Here is a 15,885-nt window from a genome sequence, read left to right as displayed (position 1 = left end):
ACTATTGCTTTTCAATTGGCGCAAATTTTGCTAACAAGCGCTTGATTCCAACTGGATTTGGGAATGCAATATCAAGCTCAGTCGAATCGCCATCACCTTTCACGCTAACAACCGTTCCAACTCCCCACTTGCGGTGGCTCGCTTTGTCTCCTACCTTCCAGTCCAGTGAATCTCCGCCTGTTGAAGTCAGCTGAGGGCGTCTCGGTGTTTTAGGAGTAGCAGGTCTTGAAGAAGGTCGAGAACTTGTCCCTCCAAACGGTGTTGCAGGTTTTTCCTGTCCTTGCTTTTCAAGTAATTCTTCTGGAATTTCACCAATGAAGCGAGAGACAGGATTCGCATTCGTTTTCCCGTAAAGCGTTCGAAGACGAGAATTTGTTAAAAACAATTCTTCTTCTGCCCTTGTAATACCTACGTAAGCAAGTCGGCGTTCTTCTTCCATTTCTTCTTCCTCAAATAGGGAGCGACTATGCGGAAACACGCCTTCTTCCATCCCGATAAGGAAAACGACCGGGAACTCCAAGCCTTTCGCTGAGTGAAGAGTCATGAGCGTAACAGCTTCCTTTTGCTCGTTTTCATCCTCATCCAACTTATCAATATCTGCAACCAAGGCGAGGTCCGTTAGAAAAGCAATCAAGCTCTTGTCTTCACTTGCTTTCTCAAACTCCTGCGTTACAGAAAGAAATTCATCAATATTTTCAAGTCGGGTTTGTGATTCAATCGTGTTCTCGTTTCGTAGTGCATCTCGATAGCCCGATTTATCAATCACTTCTTCAACAAGTTCAGATACCGCTAAATATTCCTGCATTTGCGACCAGTTGGCCATTTGATTACCAAACGTTTTAAGAGACTTCGTAAAACGGGCACTTAAGCCAATCTGTTCAACCTCTTGAAGCGCTGTAAAGATAGAAATATCTTGATTAGCTGCATATTGCGCTACCTTGTCCATAGTCGATGCACCGACACCGCGCTTTGGAACATTGACGATTCTAAGTAAGCTAATATCGTCATCGGGGTTTGCAATAAGACGAAGATAGGCAAGAACGTCTTTAATTTCTTTACGATCGTAGAACTTTGTACCGCCGACAATGTTGTAATGAATGTTCGACTTATTTAAAATTTCCTCAATCACTCGAGACTGTGCATTCGTCCGATAAAGAATCGCAATTTGTGCATTCGTTCGCTTTCCGCTATTCACCATATCAAGGATTTTCCCTGTTACAAAGCGACTCTCATCATGTTCATCATTGGCTTGATAATACGTAATGTGCGGGCCATCATCATTATCGGTCCATAATTTTTTAGGTTTTCGATTCATGTTGTTTTCAATCACTACATTCGCCGCTTGGAGAATTTTCTTTGTCGAACGATAGTTTTGCTCAAGGAAGATCGCACGTGCACTTGGATAGTCTTTTTCAAACGAGAGGATATTTTGAATATCAGCCCCGCGCCAGCGATAGATCGACTGATCGGAATCACCTACTACGCATAGGTTTTGATATTTCTCAGCCATTAATTTGACAAGGACATATTGTGCTTTGTTCGTATCTTGATACTCGTCCACATGAATGTACTGAAATTTGCGCTGATAGAATTCCAGCACTTCTGGCACCTTTTTAAAGAGCGTAATGGTTCTCATAATCAAGTCATCAAAGTCGAGCGCCTGGTTTTTACGAAGCTGCTTTTGATATTGTTCATATGCATCCGCAACAACACTTTCATACGGTCCTTTGGCGTTTGCTTTATAGTCTTCCGGCGTTTCTAGTTCATTCTTTGCAGAGCTAATACTTCCTAAAATTCCTCGCGGCTCAAATTTCTTAGGATCGACGTTTTGTTCCTTCAAAATTTTCTTAATCACCGTCAACTGGTCACCAGAATCAAGAATTGTAAAGTTCCGATTAATGCCAATGCGATCCCCGTCTCTTCTTAAAATACGGACACACATCGAGTGGAACGTTGAAATCCAAATGTCTTCGGCAACCGGGCCTGTAATGGAATTCACTCGTTCTCTCATTTCTCGCGCTGCTTTATTTGTAAAGGTAATCGCAAGGATGTTCCATGGAGAGACTTGTTTCTCAACAAGAAGGTACGCGATTCGATGCGTGAGCACTCTCGTTTTTCCACTGCCTGCTCCAGCCATAATTAAAAGCGGTCCATCCGTGTGCTTGACCGCTTCCTGTTGTTCGGGGTTTAATCCGTTTAATAACTTATCAACTATTCGTTGCATGTTTTCGCACTCCTCGCAAACGTATGTTCTTATATCTTATTTTACCTGATCGATAGGAGAGAATCAATTTCCTTTCACAGCAGCAACCGTTTTAATCGCTTGTTTGATATTATCGTAAATAATATTCCCAACAATAACAGTATCTGCAGAAGCAGCCATTTCTTTTGCTTTCTCCGGCGAATCAATTCCTCCACCGTAGAAAAGTTTCGTCTCATCAAGAACGCGGCTTACCTTCTGAACAAGTTCTTTATCTCCATAGGTTCCACTGTATTCCACATAAAAAATCGGCAGTTTGAACATCTTTTCTGCCATTCGCGCATAAGCAAGTACATCTTCTTCATCAAGATTAGTATGAGCAGAAGTTAACTGAGCAACCTTAGAATCCTGATTGAGAATACAGTACCCCTCCATAATGATTTCATCCCAATTCATAATCTCACCAAACTCTTTTACAGCTTCATGATGCAAACCCGTTACCCAACGACTGTCTTCCGTATTCAACACGGTTGGAATAAAATAAAAATCAAATCCTGGGGTCACTGCTTCCACAGTCGACACCTCAAGAGCACATGGTACCGCGTAACGACGAATTCTAGCAAGTAAATCTAACGTCCGATCAAGCGTCACACCATCACTACCACCAACAATCACCGCATCCGTCCCAGACTCACAAATCGCCTCAAGATCATAATCTTCAATCTCCTTATTCGGATCCAGCTTAAACACATGCTTCCACTCTAGAAAATCAAACATCCTAACCCTTCCTCCCACTTTTCCTCATAAATTGGATTATATCAAAGAATACCTGAAAAGCGGAAGTGGGCGTTTAGACTCGAAAGGCACTGGAACCTTTCAAATTGAACACGGTCTTTGTGTTCGAGTTGAAAGGTGAAGTGACCGAGAGTCTGCCCACTGCAGCTGGATCAATGAAAAGCGGAAGTGGGCCCGTTTAAATCTGCAGGATGTTGGAGCCCATGAGACTGAGACGCTTTTTGTCTCATTCGATTGGGCGAAACAGCCGGAAGATTTGGCCTACTGCAGCTGGATCAATGAAAAGCGGAAGCGTCCGTTTAGCCTCGACAAGCGCTGGAGCCCCCCAAATTGAACACGTGAATACCACCGCGCCATATTCCCGCGATTTTCTTAATAATTCCGCGAAATCGAACCTTTTTTCCGCGATTCCTTTAATAATTCCGCGAAATGGCTAAACTGCATTACAGAAACCCTCAAACCAAAACAAAAATGAGCCGGAATCCGGCTCATTTTTCTACTCGTTATTATGGACGCGATCAAGCGTCATTTGATAGCCGTCGTTTCCATAATTTAAACTACGCTTCACTCTGGAAATCGTCGCTGTGCTTGCGCCTGTTTCCGTTTCAATTTTATGATACGTAAACCCTTCACGAAGCATTCTTGCTACTTCCAATCGCTGAGCGAGAGATTGTATTTCGTTCACAGTCGCTAAATCGTCAAAGAATAAATAACACTCTTCTAGATCTTTTAATGAAAGAATCGCTTCAAACAATTGGTCCAGTGTTTTACCTCGAAGTTTATCAATTTGCATTATACATCCACTCTCCTTACTTCATTCTGTATCGGTCTATGTTTTCTATTCTGCACTCATCATGATGCGCTATTATTCCACTTTGCGTTCATTTTAACAATTGAACGTGAGAAATTCACGTGCTTTACTTCATTAAGGATTTACTTTGTTATAGTTTAACGCATTATCGAAGGAAAAAGTACCATTTTTCTCTTTACATCATAAATTCCTTGCTGCGTCAATCGTATAAAAGGTAAATGCGTCGAAGAGAAGAACAGCAAGCTATAAACCGGATCTTTGTATGAATAGCCTCTATTCTCAAGTTCTTGGATCATTTGTTTTTCCTTTGTAATCAATTCTTCAAGCGGAAGATCGGACATTTTCCCCATCAGAGGTAATTGGATTTCGGAAATAACTTCTCCGTCTTCAACAAGTGAGATACCTCCACCAATTTCATTAATTCGATTAAAAGCCGTCATCATATCTGCTTTACTTTTACCGATAAGAATAAAATCACCCGTGTTCGAAAAACTACTGGCAAAACCTTTCACTCGATTCGCGAAACCTTTAATGATCGTATTTACCCGCCATTTCCCTTCGCGACTAAGGAGCATGATAAAGCTTTCATCTGATTCTGCCGGAAGCTCGTCTACGGACGTTTCAACAGATAAGTTATACGGCTTTGTAATCACCGCATTCATCATTTCCATTCCTGCTGGACCTGAAAACGTTAAATCATTAGGCTGTATTTTCCAATTATTATTAAGTGGAGTAAGCCCATGCTTTTCCCAATCAAAAGACCAGTCCTGGTCCATTTCTTCTCCATCACACTTTAACCATTGCCCACCCGCAAGTACGGCAACGGGAAGGGGCTTTTCTTTTGATTCAAGGATATTAATATGAGCGACTCTACCCGGTGCTATCATACCATGCGTATCGCTTATTCCGTAGTGGTTTGCCACATTATATGACACCATTGAATACGCATCTTCTGCACTTACTCCTTTCTCAAGCGCCATTTCAATTAACTTGTCCGTCGTGCCATTTTCTAAGAAGGAAGGCGTTGAGCCATCTGTATTCATCATCACTCGCTCAAAGGAAGTGACCCCTTTTTTTAGTAAAGATTCCAGAATGACAGGAAGATCTGGCCTGATCGAAGAATAACGAAGTGATGTCATCATACCCATCTCTAAACGGCGCAAGGCCTCTTCACCCGTCATCGCTTCATGATCACATGAAACACCCAACAGTCCCATCTTTGTTAATGTGGCAAGAGAGGCACCCGGCAAATGACCTTCAACAGGCTTACCAAGTCTTCGCGTCTCTTGCATCCATTCTAGAATTTCATCATCTCCACTAAGTACATCAGGCCATGCGGTCAGTTCCCCGCCTTGAATGACTAATGGGTGCGCAAGCCATTCCTTCATCAATTTATTTGTAATCATATCTTCATCTAACAGCTTTGTTTGCGAATCATATCGTGCCCACCAATACATGGAAACAGGAAACTGATCAAGCTCTTCGATTAATGTAAGCGCTTTCTCTTTTGGTAAACCTAGAAGTAAAAGAAGGTTGTCATTCATCATTGTCGTCGTTCCCCGCTGAGATGTATATCGCGCAAGAGTAAGGGGATTATATAGTTGAAATGGGTGTGCATGTGGTTCAATGTAACCTGGTACAAGGCATCGGCCTTCGCAATCAATCCATTCAGTCGATGGATGCTTTTCAGGTAGATCATCGCCTACGTACACAATCCGATCTTCATATACCCATATATTAGATGTCACCCATTTTTTTAATCCGTGATTCAAATAAGTTGCATGATAGAAAACGATCGATGGAGGCAGTTCTCCAGACACAACTTGAACGTGTTGTCGTAATTGCTGCTTCGTCCATAAATTTTTTCTTTTCGCCATAACCATCACCCGCTTCAAGAAGTTTTCTTTATTTTAACATAATTTCGACACGTTGCTACTTTAGATTTGTGAATGAAGAAAGGAGATTTTCAAATGAAGCCAAATATTAGTATGTTAAATGCCTTTATTCGCTTAACAGCCGGTTTCACTCTGCTTGCCTATTCAACCGCCAAGCTTTCTAAAGAGGAGTCAAACTCAGCCTGGCTTCTCGCTGCTGTCGGTGCCATGAAGGTAGCAGAAGGTCATACGCGTTATTGCCCTGTCGTCGATCTTATGACGCATGATGAAACACGCGACCCAGATGAAACAGCACTTGAAAGAGTGATCAACCCTTCTTAAATCTTCACAAAAAAACTTCCCTATATTTAGGGAAGTTTTCTCTACCTTATTAAAAGGAGGTTTAGTTATGCTCGAGTATATAACAGATACCTGGTTAATTTACACGATGATCATTGGAAGTATTGTAGCGGTTGCGTTTGCCTACATTAGAAAGAAACGCGTGAAATAGCACGATGTCCAATGTCCGTTCGATAAAAACCGTCCGTAACATGAATATGTTCAAGTTCATTGTAAACAGATTCACTAGCCGCTTTCAAATCAACACCTGATGAAGCGACAAGAAGTACGCGACCACCGTCTGTTAGAAGGTGCTCTCTACTTTGTTTCGTTCCAGCGTGGAAAACAAGTGCCTCAGAACCAACATGGTCTAGCCCGGTAATGACCTTACCTTTTTCATAACTACCTGGATAGCCACCTGAAGCAACAACGACACCGATAACGGCTTGTTTACTCCATTCAAGCTTAGGTTCTTGTCCATCAAGAAGATCAAGAATCGCTTGAACGAAATCTGACGTCATTCTTGGTAAAACGACTTGCGTTTCCGGATCGCCAAATCGTGCATTGAATTCAATTACTTTTGGACCATCCGCCGTTAACATAAGTCCCGCATAGAGAATGCCTGTGAAGGAGCGACCATCCGTCTTCATTCCTTTAGCAGCCGGCTTCAAAATTGTCTCTACCGCATGATCAACAATATCTTGAGAGATTTGGGGCACAGGGGAATAGGCTCCCATCCCACCAGTGTTCGGTCCCTGATCACCATTGAAAGCCCGTTTGTGATCTTGCGAAATAACGAGTGGGTATACCCGTTCTCCTTCGACAAGAGCCATTAAAGAGAATTCCTCTCCTTCAAGAAATTCCTCCACTACAACACGTTCACTGGCAGCACCAAACTGGTTGTTCTCCATCATATCATGAAGACTTTCCAGCGCTTCCTTCAGTGACATCGCCACTACTACACCTTTACCCGCAGCAAGCCCATCTGCTTTTAAGACGGTAGGAGCGCCGACTTTTTCAACATAGGCTTTCGCTTCTGCATAGTCAGTAAAGGACTTAGAAAATGCGGTAGGAATACTGTTGGCAACCATTAGTTCTTTGGCGAACGTTTTACTTCCTTCAATTAAAGCTGCTTCCTTCTTTGGACCAAAGACGCGAAGTCCGGCCTCTTCAAAACGATTCACAATTCCAGCAAGTAGAGGTTGTTCAGGACCAACAAGTGTTAAATCAATGTTTTCCTTTTTCGCGAAGGCAACTAGCCCCTCATGATCACTCTCATCAATTGCTACAAGCTGGCTAACGTCTGTCATACCTGCGTTACCTGGAGCGACATAGACTTGATCGACAAGGCTGCTTTCTGCCGCTTTCCAGGCCATCACATGCTCGCGACCACCGCGGCCAATTACCAATACCTTCACTCGAAAAACCTCCTCTTAATGTTTGAAATGACGAATGCCAGTAAAGACCATTGTAATGCCATATTCATTCGCTTTCTTAATCGAATCCTCATCTCGGATCGATCCGCCAGGTTGGATGATCGCTGTCACACCAGCTCGTCCTGCTGCTTCAACCGTATCATCCATCGGGAAGAAAGCGTCTGAGCCCATTACCGATCCTTTACTCTGATCACCCGCTTGTTCAATCGCAATATTTGCCGCACCGACACGGTTCATCTGTCCAGCACCAATTCCGATTGTTTGATCATTTTTCGTTAATACAATCGCATTGGACTTGACGTGCTTCACAACTTTCCATGCTAGTTTGAGCGCTTCCCATTCTTCTTCTGTCGGTTCACGGTCGGTTGGTACGGTAATGTTCGCTTCGTCAAAACCATAACGATCTCGTTCTTGTAATAAAAGACCGCCATTTACTGATGTAAGCTGGTGTTCTACAGCAGGTGAAGCCGCGACATCTAGCTTTAATAGGCGAAGGTTCTTTTTCTTTGTTAACACAGCCAGAGCTTCTTCCGTAAATGAAGGCGCCATAATAATTTCAAGGAATATTTCTTTTAACTTAAGCGCCGTTGCTTCGTCCACTTCACGATTGATCGCAACAATGCCACCAAAAATAGACGTTGAATCAGCTTCATACGCTTTCTGATAAGCTTCGACAATCGTCTCCCCCGTACCTACGCCACAAGGGTTCATATGTTTAACAGCTACAACAGCTGGCTGATCAAATTCCTTCACAATATTTAGCGCTGCATTTGCATCATTAATGTTATTGTAAGAAAGCTCTTTCCCATTTAACTGCTCAGCTGAAGCAAGAGATGCCCCTTTGTACAATGGTTTTTTATAGAAAACAGCTTTTTGATGAGGATTTTCACCATAGCGAAGCGTTTGTTTGCGCTCAAAGGTTACCGTTAGTGATTCAGGCTCTTCTTCACCGGATTGAGCAGTTAAATATTCGGAGATCACAGCATCATAAGAAGCCGTATGACGGAATACTTTTGCTGCAAGTTCACGACGAAGAATTTCTGTTGTGTCGCCATTTTCTTCAACTTGACGTAAAACGCGGTTGTAGTCAGAAGGATCGACAACTACAGTAACATCCCGATGATTTTTAGCAGCGGAACGAAGCATTGTAGGTCCACCAATATCAATGTTTTCAATTGCTTCTTCATACGTCACGTCTGGTTTTGCGATTGTTTCCTGAAAAGGATACAAATTCACAACGACAAGATCAATCGGTTTGATATTAAGCTCTTTCAACTGTTCTTGATGAGCTTCATTATCACGCACAGCAAGAAGACCACTATGTACGTTAGGATGGAGTGTTTTTACTCGGCCATCAAGAATTTCTGGGAAACCAGTGACGTCTGAAATGCCAATCACATTAACACCGGCTTCTTCAAGGGCACGCTTTGTCCCACCTGTTGAGATCACCTCTACCCCTTTTTCCGCAAGTCCTTTTGCAAATGCTGTAATATCTGTTTTATCAGAAACGCTAATGAGTGCGCGTTTAATCGTCATGTGAACTCCTCCTACTATCTCTTGTTTTTTTCCTGAAGAAGGGAACGAATGACAGCTGGATACAAAAGGTGTTCAACGGCCTGAATTTTGTTTGCCAGGTCCTCTTTCGTATCTCCCTCATCAATTCGAACGCTGTCTTGATCAATAATTTTCCCTGTATCCATTCCCTCGTCCACGAAATGAACGGTAACACCTGTGATTTTAACCCCAGCTTCGAATGCTTGGCCAATCGCGTCTTTTCCTGGAAAAGACGGAAGGAGAGAGGGATGAATATTGATGATTCTTCCTTCAAAACCTTGAAGGAGCGTTGGACCAATTAACCTCATATAACCAGCAAGAACAATCCAATCAACACCCGCTTCGTTCAATTGTTGAAGAATGAAGTTTTCAAAATCAGCTTTTGAGTCATATGATTTAGGATAAAAGGAAAGGACAGGAATGCCAAAGCGTTCTGCCCTTTTTTCAACTTTTGCTCCAGGACGGTCGCATACAACAAGAGCAACTTCAGCCTCTAATTGTCCTTTTTCAATGGCTGCGGCAATCGCTTCGAAGTTCGAGCCGCTTCCAGATGCGAATACGGCTAGCTTCTTCACGACAGGTCACCGCCTCCAAATTCAATTCCTTCTCCTTTGACTACGCGCCCAATCATATAAGCTCGTTCGCCATCCTGTTCAAGAGCTTTAATGACATTAACAGCCTCATCTTCCGGCACAGCAAGTACCATACCTACACCCATATTAAATGTTGTAAACATTTCCTTACGAACAAGATTGCCTTTCTTTTCGATTAAATCAAAGATTGGCGGAATCGGCCATGAACCATAATCAACTTGAGCTGCCAGTCCTTCAGGAAGCATACGCGGAATATTCTCTTCAAAACCACCGCCTGTTATATGGGCAATTCCATTCACAGTGTGTGATTTAAGAACATTTAAAACCGGTTTAACATAAATACGCGTTGGGGCAAGCAACGTCTCTCCAAGCGTTGAATCAAGCTCTTCATATGAGGTTGCAAGATCCATCTTATGATCTTTCAGCAACACTTTACGTACAAGGGAAAAACCGTTGCTGTGAATGCCGTTTGAAGCAAGACCGATTAGGACATTTCCTTCTTTCACATTCTCTGTCGTAATCAGCTTCGACTTTTCAACAGCTCCCACAGTAAACCCAGCAAGATCATAGTCGTTTTCTTGATACATATCAGGCATTTCCGCTGTTTCTCCACCAATTAAGGCACAGCCTGCCTGTGAACAGCCTTCTGCCACACCCTTTACAATTTCCTCGATTCGCTCTGGTGCAAGCTTTCCAGTTGCAATATAATCAAGAAAATAGAGAGGTTCTGCCCCCTGTGCGACAACATCATTGACGCACATGGCCACGCAATCAATGCCAATCGTATCGTGCCGATCGAGTTGAATCGCAAGCATGAGCTTTGTTCCAACACCGTCCGTTCCTGAAACGAGAACTGGTTTCTCGTAGTCTAGTTCAGACAGATCGAACATGCCGCCAAAGCCACCAAGTCCGCCCATTACGCCTTTGCGAATTGTTTTCTTGACGTGAGGCTTAATACGATCCACTGCTTCATAACCTGCTTCTATGTTAACGCCTGCCTGCCTGTATGCTTGTGCCATAATGGCCTCCTTCGGTTAAACTTTTTCGTAAGGATGAACGGTATCAGGATAAATTTCCGTTGGATAGTTGCCTGTAAAACAACCTAGACACTGACCACACGATGAATCTTTCTCTTCTCTGCCGATCGCTGTGGTCATGCCATCAGTTGTAAGGAATGTTAGCGAATCCGCACCAATTTCTTCACACATCTCATCAACACTCATCTTCGCCGCAATCAATTCGCCTGAGTTTGATGTATCAATTCCGTAATAGCATGGGCTGATAATAGGTGGTGCACTAATGCGAACGTGAACTTCTTTCGCTCCTGCTTCACGAAGCATTGTCACGATTCGTCTGCTTGTTGTCCCTCTTACAATTGAATCATCAACAATCACGACACGCTTGCCTTCAACAACTCCTCGAACTGGTGAAAGCTTCATCTTCACCCCTCGTTCTCTTAGCTCCTGAGAAGGTTGGATGAACGTTCTGCCTACATAGCGATTTTTAATTAATCCCATTTCATATGGAATACCTGATTCTTCTGCGTATCCAATTGCTGCAGAAATACTGGAATCTGGTACACCCGTTACAATATCCGCTTCAATTGGCGCTTCTTTTGCAAGCTGTTTACCCAGCTGTTTACGAGCGGTATGCACATTAATGTTTTCAATGTTGCTATCTGGCCTTGAGAAATAGATGTACTCCATCGAGCAAATGGCACGTGAAACCGAAGAAGAAAAGCGCTCAGATTCGAGTCCATTCTCGCTAATGATCAAAAGCTCACCTGGTTGCACATCTCGAATATATTCCGCTCCGATTAAATCAAATGCGCACGTTTCAGATGCCACGACATAGGCGCCTTCTAGAATGCCTATGGAAAGGGGTCTCAATCCGTGGGGATCAAGAGCAACCATCATTTCTTTCTCTGTCATCATAATGAAAGCATAAGCACCTTTTACCATTGTGAGGGCATTCTTTACTTTTTCACGCTGACTTAAGTAGCCGCTTCGTTTAATGAGATGGGCAAGCACTTCTGTATCGGACGTTGTTTGAAAAATACTCCCTTGACCTTCGAGCTGGTGCTTAAGCGCATTCGCATTTACTAAGTTTCCATTATGCGCAAGAGCGAGGCCACCATTTTGTGAGCGGAACACAAGAGGCTGAACATTCTCATATCCCCCGCCTCCAGCAGTTGAATACCTCACATGGCCGATCGCACCATTTCCTTCAAGCTTCTCAAGATCACCTGGTCCAAAGACATCATTCACAAGTCCAAGGCCTTTATGGTTATAGAGACGATCACCGTCAGTCGTGACAATTCCAGCACCTTCTTGCCCACGATGCTGTAAACTATGAAGACCGTAGTACGTTAATGACGCAGCATCCGGGTGACCCCAGATACCAAATACGCCACACTCTTCATTTAAGCCTTTGATTTCACCAAACATGGAATGGCTCCTTTCCAGGCTGCTTCAAGCTCTTGAACTGGAGCATCGAAGATATGTGTTTCATCCTCGTGCATAATCGTTAATACGCCCGTACCCGTTACTTCACCGATTAGCGTTGCTCCCGTTCGTTGCTCAAATGCCTGCTGATGTTCCCCCTTGATGCTTACAAGAAAACGAGATTGTGTTTCACTAAAGAGGTCTGTCGTAATATCTCCGTCAATCCTTACGTTGGCTCCAAGCTCTGTGCCAATGAGCGATTCTGCAAGGGCCACACTAAGGCCGCCTTCCGCGAGATCGTGAGCTGATTCAACAAGACCATCTTGAATGGCCGTTAGAAGTTGGTTTTGGCGTTCTTTTTCAATTTCAAGATTAAGGGTTGGGGCTTGACCTGAGATCTTACCATCAAGGTACTTTTGAAGCTCGCTACCGCCAAAATCTTCTCCCGTTTCGCCCAGCATGTAAATCAAGTTTCCTTCTTTTTTAAAATGCTGCGTCGTAACATGACTAAGATCATGAACGAGACCGACCATGCCAACTACCGGTGTTGGATATACGGCAATGCCGTTCGTCTCGTTATAAAGGGACACGTTCCCCCCAATAACAGGTGCATTTAGCATGCGACAAGCTTCACTCATACCATCTGTTGCTTTTTCAATTTGCCAGAAGATCTCTGGTTTCTCAGGGTTACCAAAGTTCAAGCAATCAGTGATCGCTAATGGCTCGCCACCTGAACAAACGATATTACGTGCCGCTTCTGCAACCGCGATCTGACCGCCTACTTCAGGATCGAGATATAAATAACGTGAATTACAATCCGTCGTCATCGCTAACCCTTTGTTCGTTCCACGCACGCGGACAACTGCAGCATCTGATCCTGGTGCTACAACTGTATTCGTACGCACCATATAGTCATACTGATCAAAAACCCATTCCTTGCTTGAAATTGTCGGCTGACCTAGAAGCGTATAAAGCATGTCTTTCGCATTTTCCACTTCAGGAATTGGCTTATGAAGCTGTTGATTTTCAATATAATACTCAGGAATGCGAGAAGGTTTATGATAAACCGGCGCTTCTTCGGCAAGTGCATCAACCGGGACGTCTGCCACAACTTCCCCTTTATGAAGAAGTCGGAACCGCTTATCTTCTGTTACAACCCCAACTTCTTTCGCTAAAAGACCCCAGCGATCTGTAATGGCTTTGATCTCAGCTTCGTGCCCTTTCTTCACCACAACGAGCATTCGCTCCTGTGACTCAGACAACATCATTTCATATGGCGTCATGCCTTTTTCGCGCTGTGGAACTTCATCAAGATTCATTTCAAGTCCCATTCCTGCCTTACTCGCCATTTCGGAAGCTGAAGATGTTAGTCCAGCTGCTCCCATATCTTGAATACCGACAAGTGAGTCGCAGTGAACAAGTTCAAGACACGCTTCAAGCAGAAGCTTTTCCATGAACGGATCCCCTACTTGAACAGCAGGGCGCTTTTCGTCAGAAGCATCTGTTAATTCTTCAGACGCGAAGGTTGCGCCGTGGATGCCGTCACGCCCAGTGCTCGCACCAACGTACATGACCGTGTTTCCAGCTCCAGATGCAATTCCTTTTTGAATGTCTTTATGATCGATTAAGCCAACACACATCGCGTTCACAAGCGGGTTTCCATCGTAAGAAGAATCGAACTGTACTTCTCCACCTACCGTAGGGATTCCAATACAGTTCCCGTATCCTGCAATACCAGCAACAACTTCTTCAAACAGATACTTCACTTTCGGATTGCTAAGTTCACCAAATCGAAGGGAATTAAGAAGGGCAATAGGACGAGCTCCCATCGAGAAAACGTCACGAATAATGCCGCCAACCCCTGTTGCCGCACCTTGATAAGGCTCGATCGCAGATGGATGGTTGTGGCTTTCAATCTTAAATACGACTGCCTGCTCATCACCAATATCAACGATTCCAGCCCCTTCCCCAGGACCTTGAAGAACACGCTCACCAGTTACGGGGAATTTTTTCAACACCGGCTTTGAATTTTTATAGCTACAGTGTTCCGACCACATAACGGAAAATAACCCCGTTTCCGTGTAATTCGGTGTACGGCCGAGAATCACTTCCACCATACTGAATTCTTCATCTGTTAAGCCCATCTGACTGTAGAGTTTCTGGTCTTTAATCAGCTCAGGTGTTGGTTCATGCATGTGTGACATGGGATTCCCTCCAGTTGCGTAATATCGATTTAAATAGATTTAATCCATCTGCACTTCCTAACAGCTCATCTACCGCTCGTTCAGGGTGAGGCATCATACCGAGGACGTTGCCCTTTTCGTTTACGATCCCAGCAATATCTTCAACCGAGCCGTTCGGATTATCCGCATAGGTAAACGCAATACGATTTTCCTGCGTCAGTGTCGCGAGTGTCGCCTCATCGCAATAATAGTTTCCTTCTCCGTGTGCGATTGGAATCGTAATTTCTTCTTCTTTATCATAAGCTGAAGTAAACATCGTTTCATTGTTTTGAACGCGTAGTGTCACTGGACGACACATAAACTTCAGGTTTTTATTTCGCTTCATCGCTCCTGGTAACAGACCTGCTTCCAAGAGAATTTGGAATCCATTACAAACACCGAGGATCGGTTTCCCTGCTTCAGCTGCCTTCACTACCTCAGACATAATCGGCGCAAAGCGAGCAATGGCGCCACTGCGAAGGTAATCTCCGTAAGAGAAACCGCCTGGTAGAAGAATCGCATCATAGTTTGCTAGATTTTGCTCATCGTACCGGACATAAACCGCTTCTTCTCCAAGCTCATCTTTGATGGCGTGATACATATCCACATCGCAGTTAGAACCCGGGAACACAATCACCGCAAATTTCACTGTGCGACTCCCTCCTCGATTTCATAGGTGTAGTCTTCAATAACCGTATTCGCAAGAAGCTTTTCGCAAATTTCTTTAATTCGCTGATCCAGGTTCTCCGTATCTTTTACTGTGAGTTCCATGTATTTCCCGATCCGTACGTCTTCCACTTCATGATACGAAAGACTGTGTAATGAATTTTTCACAGCACTTCCCTGCGGATCTAGAACACTTTCTTTTAACGTTACATAGACTTTTACTTTGTACATGATTCGGAGCCCCCCAGGCGAGTTAAAATTTGTTCGTACGCTTCTGTCAAATTTCCAATATCTCTTCGAAACACGTCTTTATCTAATTTTTCGTTTGTTTTACTGTCCCATAGTCGACAAGTATCTGGAGAAATCTCATCAGCTAATAGGATCTTGCCTTCCGGTGTGACACCAAACTCTAATTTAAAATCAACGAGCTTTACGTCACGTTCAAGAAAGTAACCACGTAATAGCGTATTGATCTTTAATGCGCGTTCTTTTAATTCTTGAACGGTTTCTTCTGTTGCAAGTTCAAGTTCTAACACGTGATCAAGCGTGAGAAGAGGATCACCAAGGTCATCATTCTTGTAATAAAATTCAACGATCGGCTGTTTTAGTAACTTCCCTTCTTCCACACCCGTGCGTTTGGAAAAGCTCCCAGCTGCGATGTTTCGAACAACCACTTCGAGTGGAATGATCGAAACACGTTTGACAAGCTGTTCAGTAGAAGAAAGCTTTTCAATAAAATGACTTTCAATTCCAGCGCTTTTTAAATAATCAAAGAGCAGGCTTGTAATTTCATTGTTCAGGCGGCCTTTGCCTGTAATCGTTGCTTTCTTCTCACCGTTATAAGCAGTTGCTGAGTCTTTGTATGCGACCCAAACAACCTCTGCTTCATTCGTTGCGTAAATTCTTTTCGCTTTTCCTTCGTACAACAATGCTTGCTTTTCCATGGTGATC

At 43.6% G+C, this 15,885-nt stretch carries 15 protein-coding genes; 2 read left to right on the top strand and 13 right to left on the bottom strand.

Features of this window, described 5'->3' with window-relative positions:
• Position 1 precedes the first annotated feature (1 nt).
• The 4 genes from pcrA to ATG70_RS19780 all read right to left on the bottom strand — a co-directional run bounded on the left by pcrA (position 2) and on the right by ATG70_RS19780 (position 5,683).
• Positions 2-2,224: a DNA helicase PcrA gene (gene pcrA / locus ATG70_RS19795; RefSeq protein ID WP_098446137.1), complete on the bottom strand. Its 2,223-nt coding sequence runs from the start codon at positions 2,222-2,224 to the stop codon at positions 2-4.
• A 63-nt stretch (positions 2,225-2,287) separates the two neighbouring features.
• The gene (locus ATG70_RS19790; protein ID WP_098446135.1) at positions 2,288-2,977 is read right to left on the bottom strand and encodes a heptaprenylglyceryl phosphate synthase; all 690 of its coding nucleotides are present in this window, start codon (positions 2,975-2,977) and stop codon (positions 2,288-2,290) included.
• Positions 2,978-3,491: 514 nt separating this feature from the next.
• Complete coding sequence (locus ATG70_RS19785) at positions 3,492-3,788, bottom strand: YerC/YecD family TrpR-related protein (protein ID WP_048313459.1); 297 nt, start codon at positions 3,786-3,788, stop codon at positions 3,492-3,494.
• Between the two features lie 155 nt (positions 3,789-3,943).
• The gene (locus ATG70_RS19780; protein ID WP_098446134.1) at positions 3,944-5,683 is read right to left on the bottom strand and encodes an adenine deaminase C-terminal domain-containing protein; all 1,740 of its coding nucleotides are present in this window, start codon (positions 5,681-5,683) and stop codon (positions 3,944-3,946) included.
• Positions 5,684-5,776: 93 nt separating this feature from the next.
• Between ATG70_RS19780 and ATG70_RS19775 the strand changes: the two genes are divergently transcribed.
• Together ATG70_RS19775 and ATG70_RS23005 are read left to right on the top strand one after the other, a co-directional pair.
• Entirely contained in the window at positions 5,777-6,022 is a 246-nt protein-coding gene (locus ATG70_RS19775; protein ID WP_224883748.1) for a YgaP family membrane protein, read from the top strand.
• A 67-nt stretch (positions 6,023-6,089) separates the two neighbouring features.
• The gene (locus ATG70_RS23005) at positions 6,090-6,191 is read left to right on the top strand and encodes an EYxxD motif small membrane protein (RefSeq protein WP_337958033.1); all 102 of its coding nucleotides are present in this window, start codon (positions 6,090-6,092) and stop codon (positions 6,189-6,191) included.
• Here ATG70_RS23005 and purD read toward each other — a convergent pair.
• Genes purD through purC form a run of 9 tightly spaced genes read right to left on the bottom strand, consistent with a single transcriptional unit; the run spans position 6,169 to position 15,878 of the window.
• Complete coding sequence (gene purD / locus ATG70_RS19770) at positions 6,169-7,437, bottom strand: phosphoribosylamine--glycine ligase (protein ID WP_098446132.1); 1,269 nt, start codon at positions 7,435-7,437, stop codon at positions 6,169-6,171. The two genes, ATG70_RS23005 and purD, sit on opposite strands and share 23 nt — an antisense overlap.
• Before the next feature lie 15 nt (positions 7,438-7,452).
• Positions 7,453-8,991 (bottom strand): bifunctional phosphoribosylaminoimidazolecarboxamide formyltransferase/IMP cyclohydrolase, encoded by a 1,539-nt coding sequence (gene purH, locus ATG70_RS19765; protein ID WP_098446131.1) that lies wholly within the window; start codon positions 8,989-8,991, stop codon positions 7,453-7,455.
• Positions 8,992-9,005: 14 nt separating this feature from the next.
• Complete coding sequence (gene purN / locus ATG70_RS19760; protein WP_098446130.1) at positions 9,006-9,584, bottom strand: phosphoribosylglycinamide formyltransferase; 579 nt, start codon at positions 9,582-9,584, stop codon at positions 9,006-9,008.
• Positions 9,581-10,621, bottom strand: coding sequence for a phosphoribosylformylglycinamidine cyclo-ligase (gene purM / locus ATG70_RS19755; protein ID WP_098446129.1), 1,041 nt, complete (start codon positions 10,619-10,621; stop codon positions 9,581-9,583). The genes purN and purM overlap by 4 nt, the downstream gene beginning before the upstream one ends.
• Positions 10,622-10,636: 15 nt before the next feature.
• Positions 10,637-12,049 (bottom strand): amidophosphoribosyltransferase, encoded by a 1,413-nt coding sequence (purF, locus tag ATG70_RS19750; protein ID WP_098446128.1) that lies wholly within the window; start codon positions 12,047-12,049, stop codon positions 10,637-10,639.
• Entirely contained in the window at positions 12,025-14,250 is a 2,226-nt protein-coding gene (gene purL / locus ATG70_RS19745) for a phosphoribosylformylglycinamidine synthase subunit PurL (RefSeq protein WP_098446127.1), read from the bottom strand. The genes purF and purL overlap by 25 nt, the downstream gene beginning before the upstream one ends.
• Positions 14,234-14,917 (bottom strand): phosphoribosylformylglycinamidine synthase subunit PurQ, encoded by a 684-nt coding sequence (gene purQ, locus ATG70_RS19740; protein WP_098446126.1) that lies wholly within the window; start codon positions 14,915-14,917, stop codon positions 14,234-14,236. Before purQ ends, purL begins: the two co-directional genes overlap by 17 nt.
• The gene (gene purS / locus ATG70_RS19735) at positions 14,914-15,165 is read right to left on the bottom strand and encodes a phosphoribosylformylglycinamidine synthase subunit PurS (protein ID WP_098446125.1); all 252 of its coding nucleotides are present in this window, start codon (positions 15,163-15,165) and stop codon (positions 14,914-14,916) included. Before purS ends, purQ begins: the two co-directional genes overlap by 4 nt.
• Positions 15,153-15,878 carry a phosphoribosylaminoimidazolesuccinocarboxamide synthase gene (gene purC / locus ATG70_RS19730; RefSeq protein ID WP_098446124.1) on the bottom strand — a complete coding sequence of 242 codons (726 nt, stop codon included), beginning with the start codon at positions 15,876-15,878 and terminating at the stop codon, positions 15,153-15,155. Before purC ends, purS begins: the two co-directional genes overlap by 13 nt.
• Positions 15,879-15,885 lie beyond the last annotated feature (7 nt).

Origin of the sequence: Bacillus sp. es.036 (assembly GCF_002563635.1) — a bacterium.
GTDB lineage: Bacteria > Bacillota > Bacilli > Bacillales > Guptibacillaceae > Guptibacillus.
The sequence above is the reverse complement of the archived record's forward strand: the minus strand, read 5'-3'. Positions and strand labels throughout refer to the sequence as shown.

What these genes read in the sequence shown, in the direction of transcription:
- purM (WP_098446129.1), bottom strand. Translation starts at nt 10,621, where the DNA reads ATGGCACAAGCATACAGGCAGGCAGGCGTTAACATAGAAGCAGGTTAT.
- ATG70_RS19780 (WP_098446134.1), bottom strand. Translation starts at nt 5,683, where the DNA reads ATGGCGAAAAGAAAAAATTTATGGACGAAGCAGCAATTACGACAACAC.
- ATG70_RS19790 (WP_098446135.1), bottom strand. Translation starts at nt 2,977, where the DNA reads ATGTTTGATTTTCTAGAGTGGAAGCATGTGTTTAAGCTGGATCCGAAT.
- ATG70_RS19775 (WP_224883748.1), top strand. Translation starts at nt 5,777, where the DNA reads ATGAAGCCAAATATTAGTATGTTAAATGCCTTTATTCGCTTAACAGCC.
- purH (WP_098446131.1), bottom strand. Translation starts at nt 8,991, where the DNA reads ATGACGATTAAACGCGCACTCATTAGCGTTTCTGATAAAACAGATATT.
- purS (WP_098446125.1), bottom strand. Translation starts at nt 15,165, where the DNA reads ATGTACAAAGTAAAAGTCTATGTAACGTTAAAAGAAAGTGTTCTAGAT.
- purL (WP_098446127.1), bottom strand. Translation starts at nt 14,250, where the DNA reads ATGTCACACATGCATGAACCAACACCTGAGCTGATTAAAGACCAGAAA.
- purF (WP_098446128.1), bottom strand. Translation starts at nt 12,049, where the DNA reads ATGTTTGGTGAAATCAAAGGCTTAAATGAAGAGTGTGGCGTATTTGGT.
- ATG70_RS23005 (WP_337958033.1), top strand. Translation starts at nt 6,090, where the DNA reads ATGCTCGAGTATATAACAGATACCTGGTTAATTTACACGATGATCATT.
- pcrA (WP_098446137.1), bottom strand. Translation starts at nt 2,224, where the DNA reads ATGCAACGAATAGTTGATAAGTTATTAAACGGATTAAACCCCGAACAA.
- ATG70_RS19785 (WP_048313459.1), bottom strand. Translation starts at nt 3,788, where the DNA reads ATGCAAATTGATAAACTTCGAGGTAAAACACTGGACCAATTGTTTGAA.
- purC (WP_098446124.1), bottom strand. Translation starts at nt 15,878, where the DNA reads ATGGAAAAGCAAGCATTGTTGTACGAAGGAAAAGCGAAAAGAATTTAC.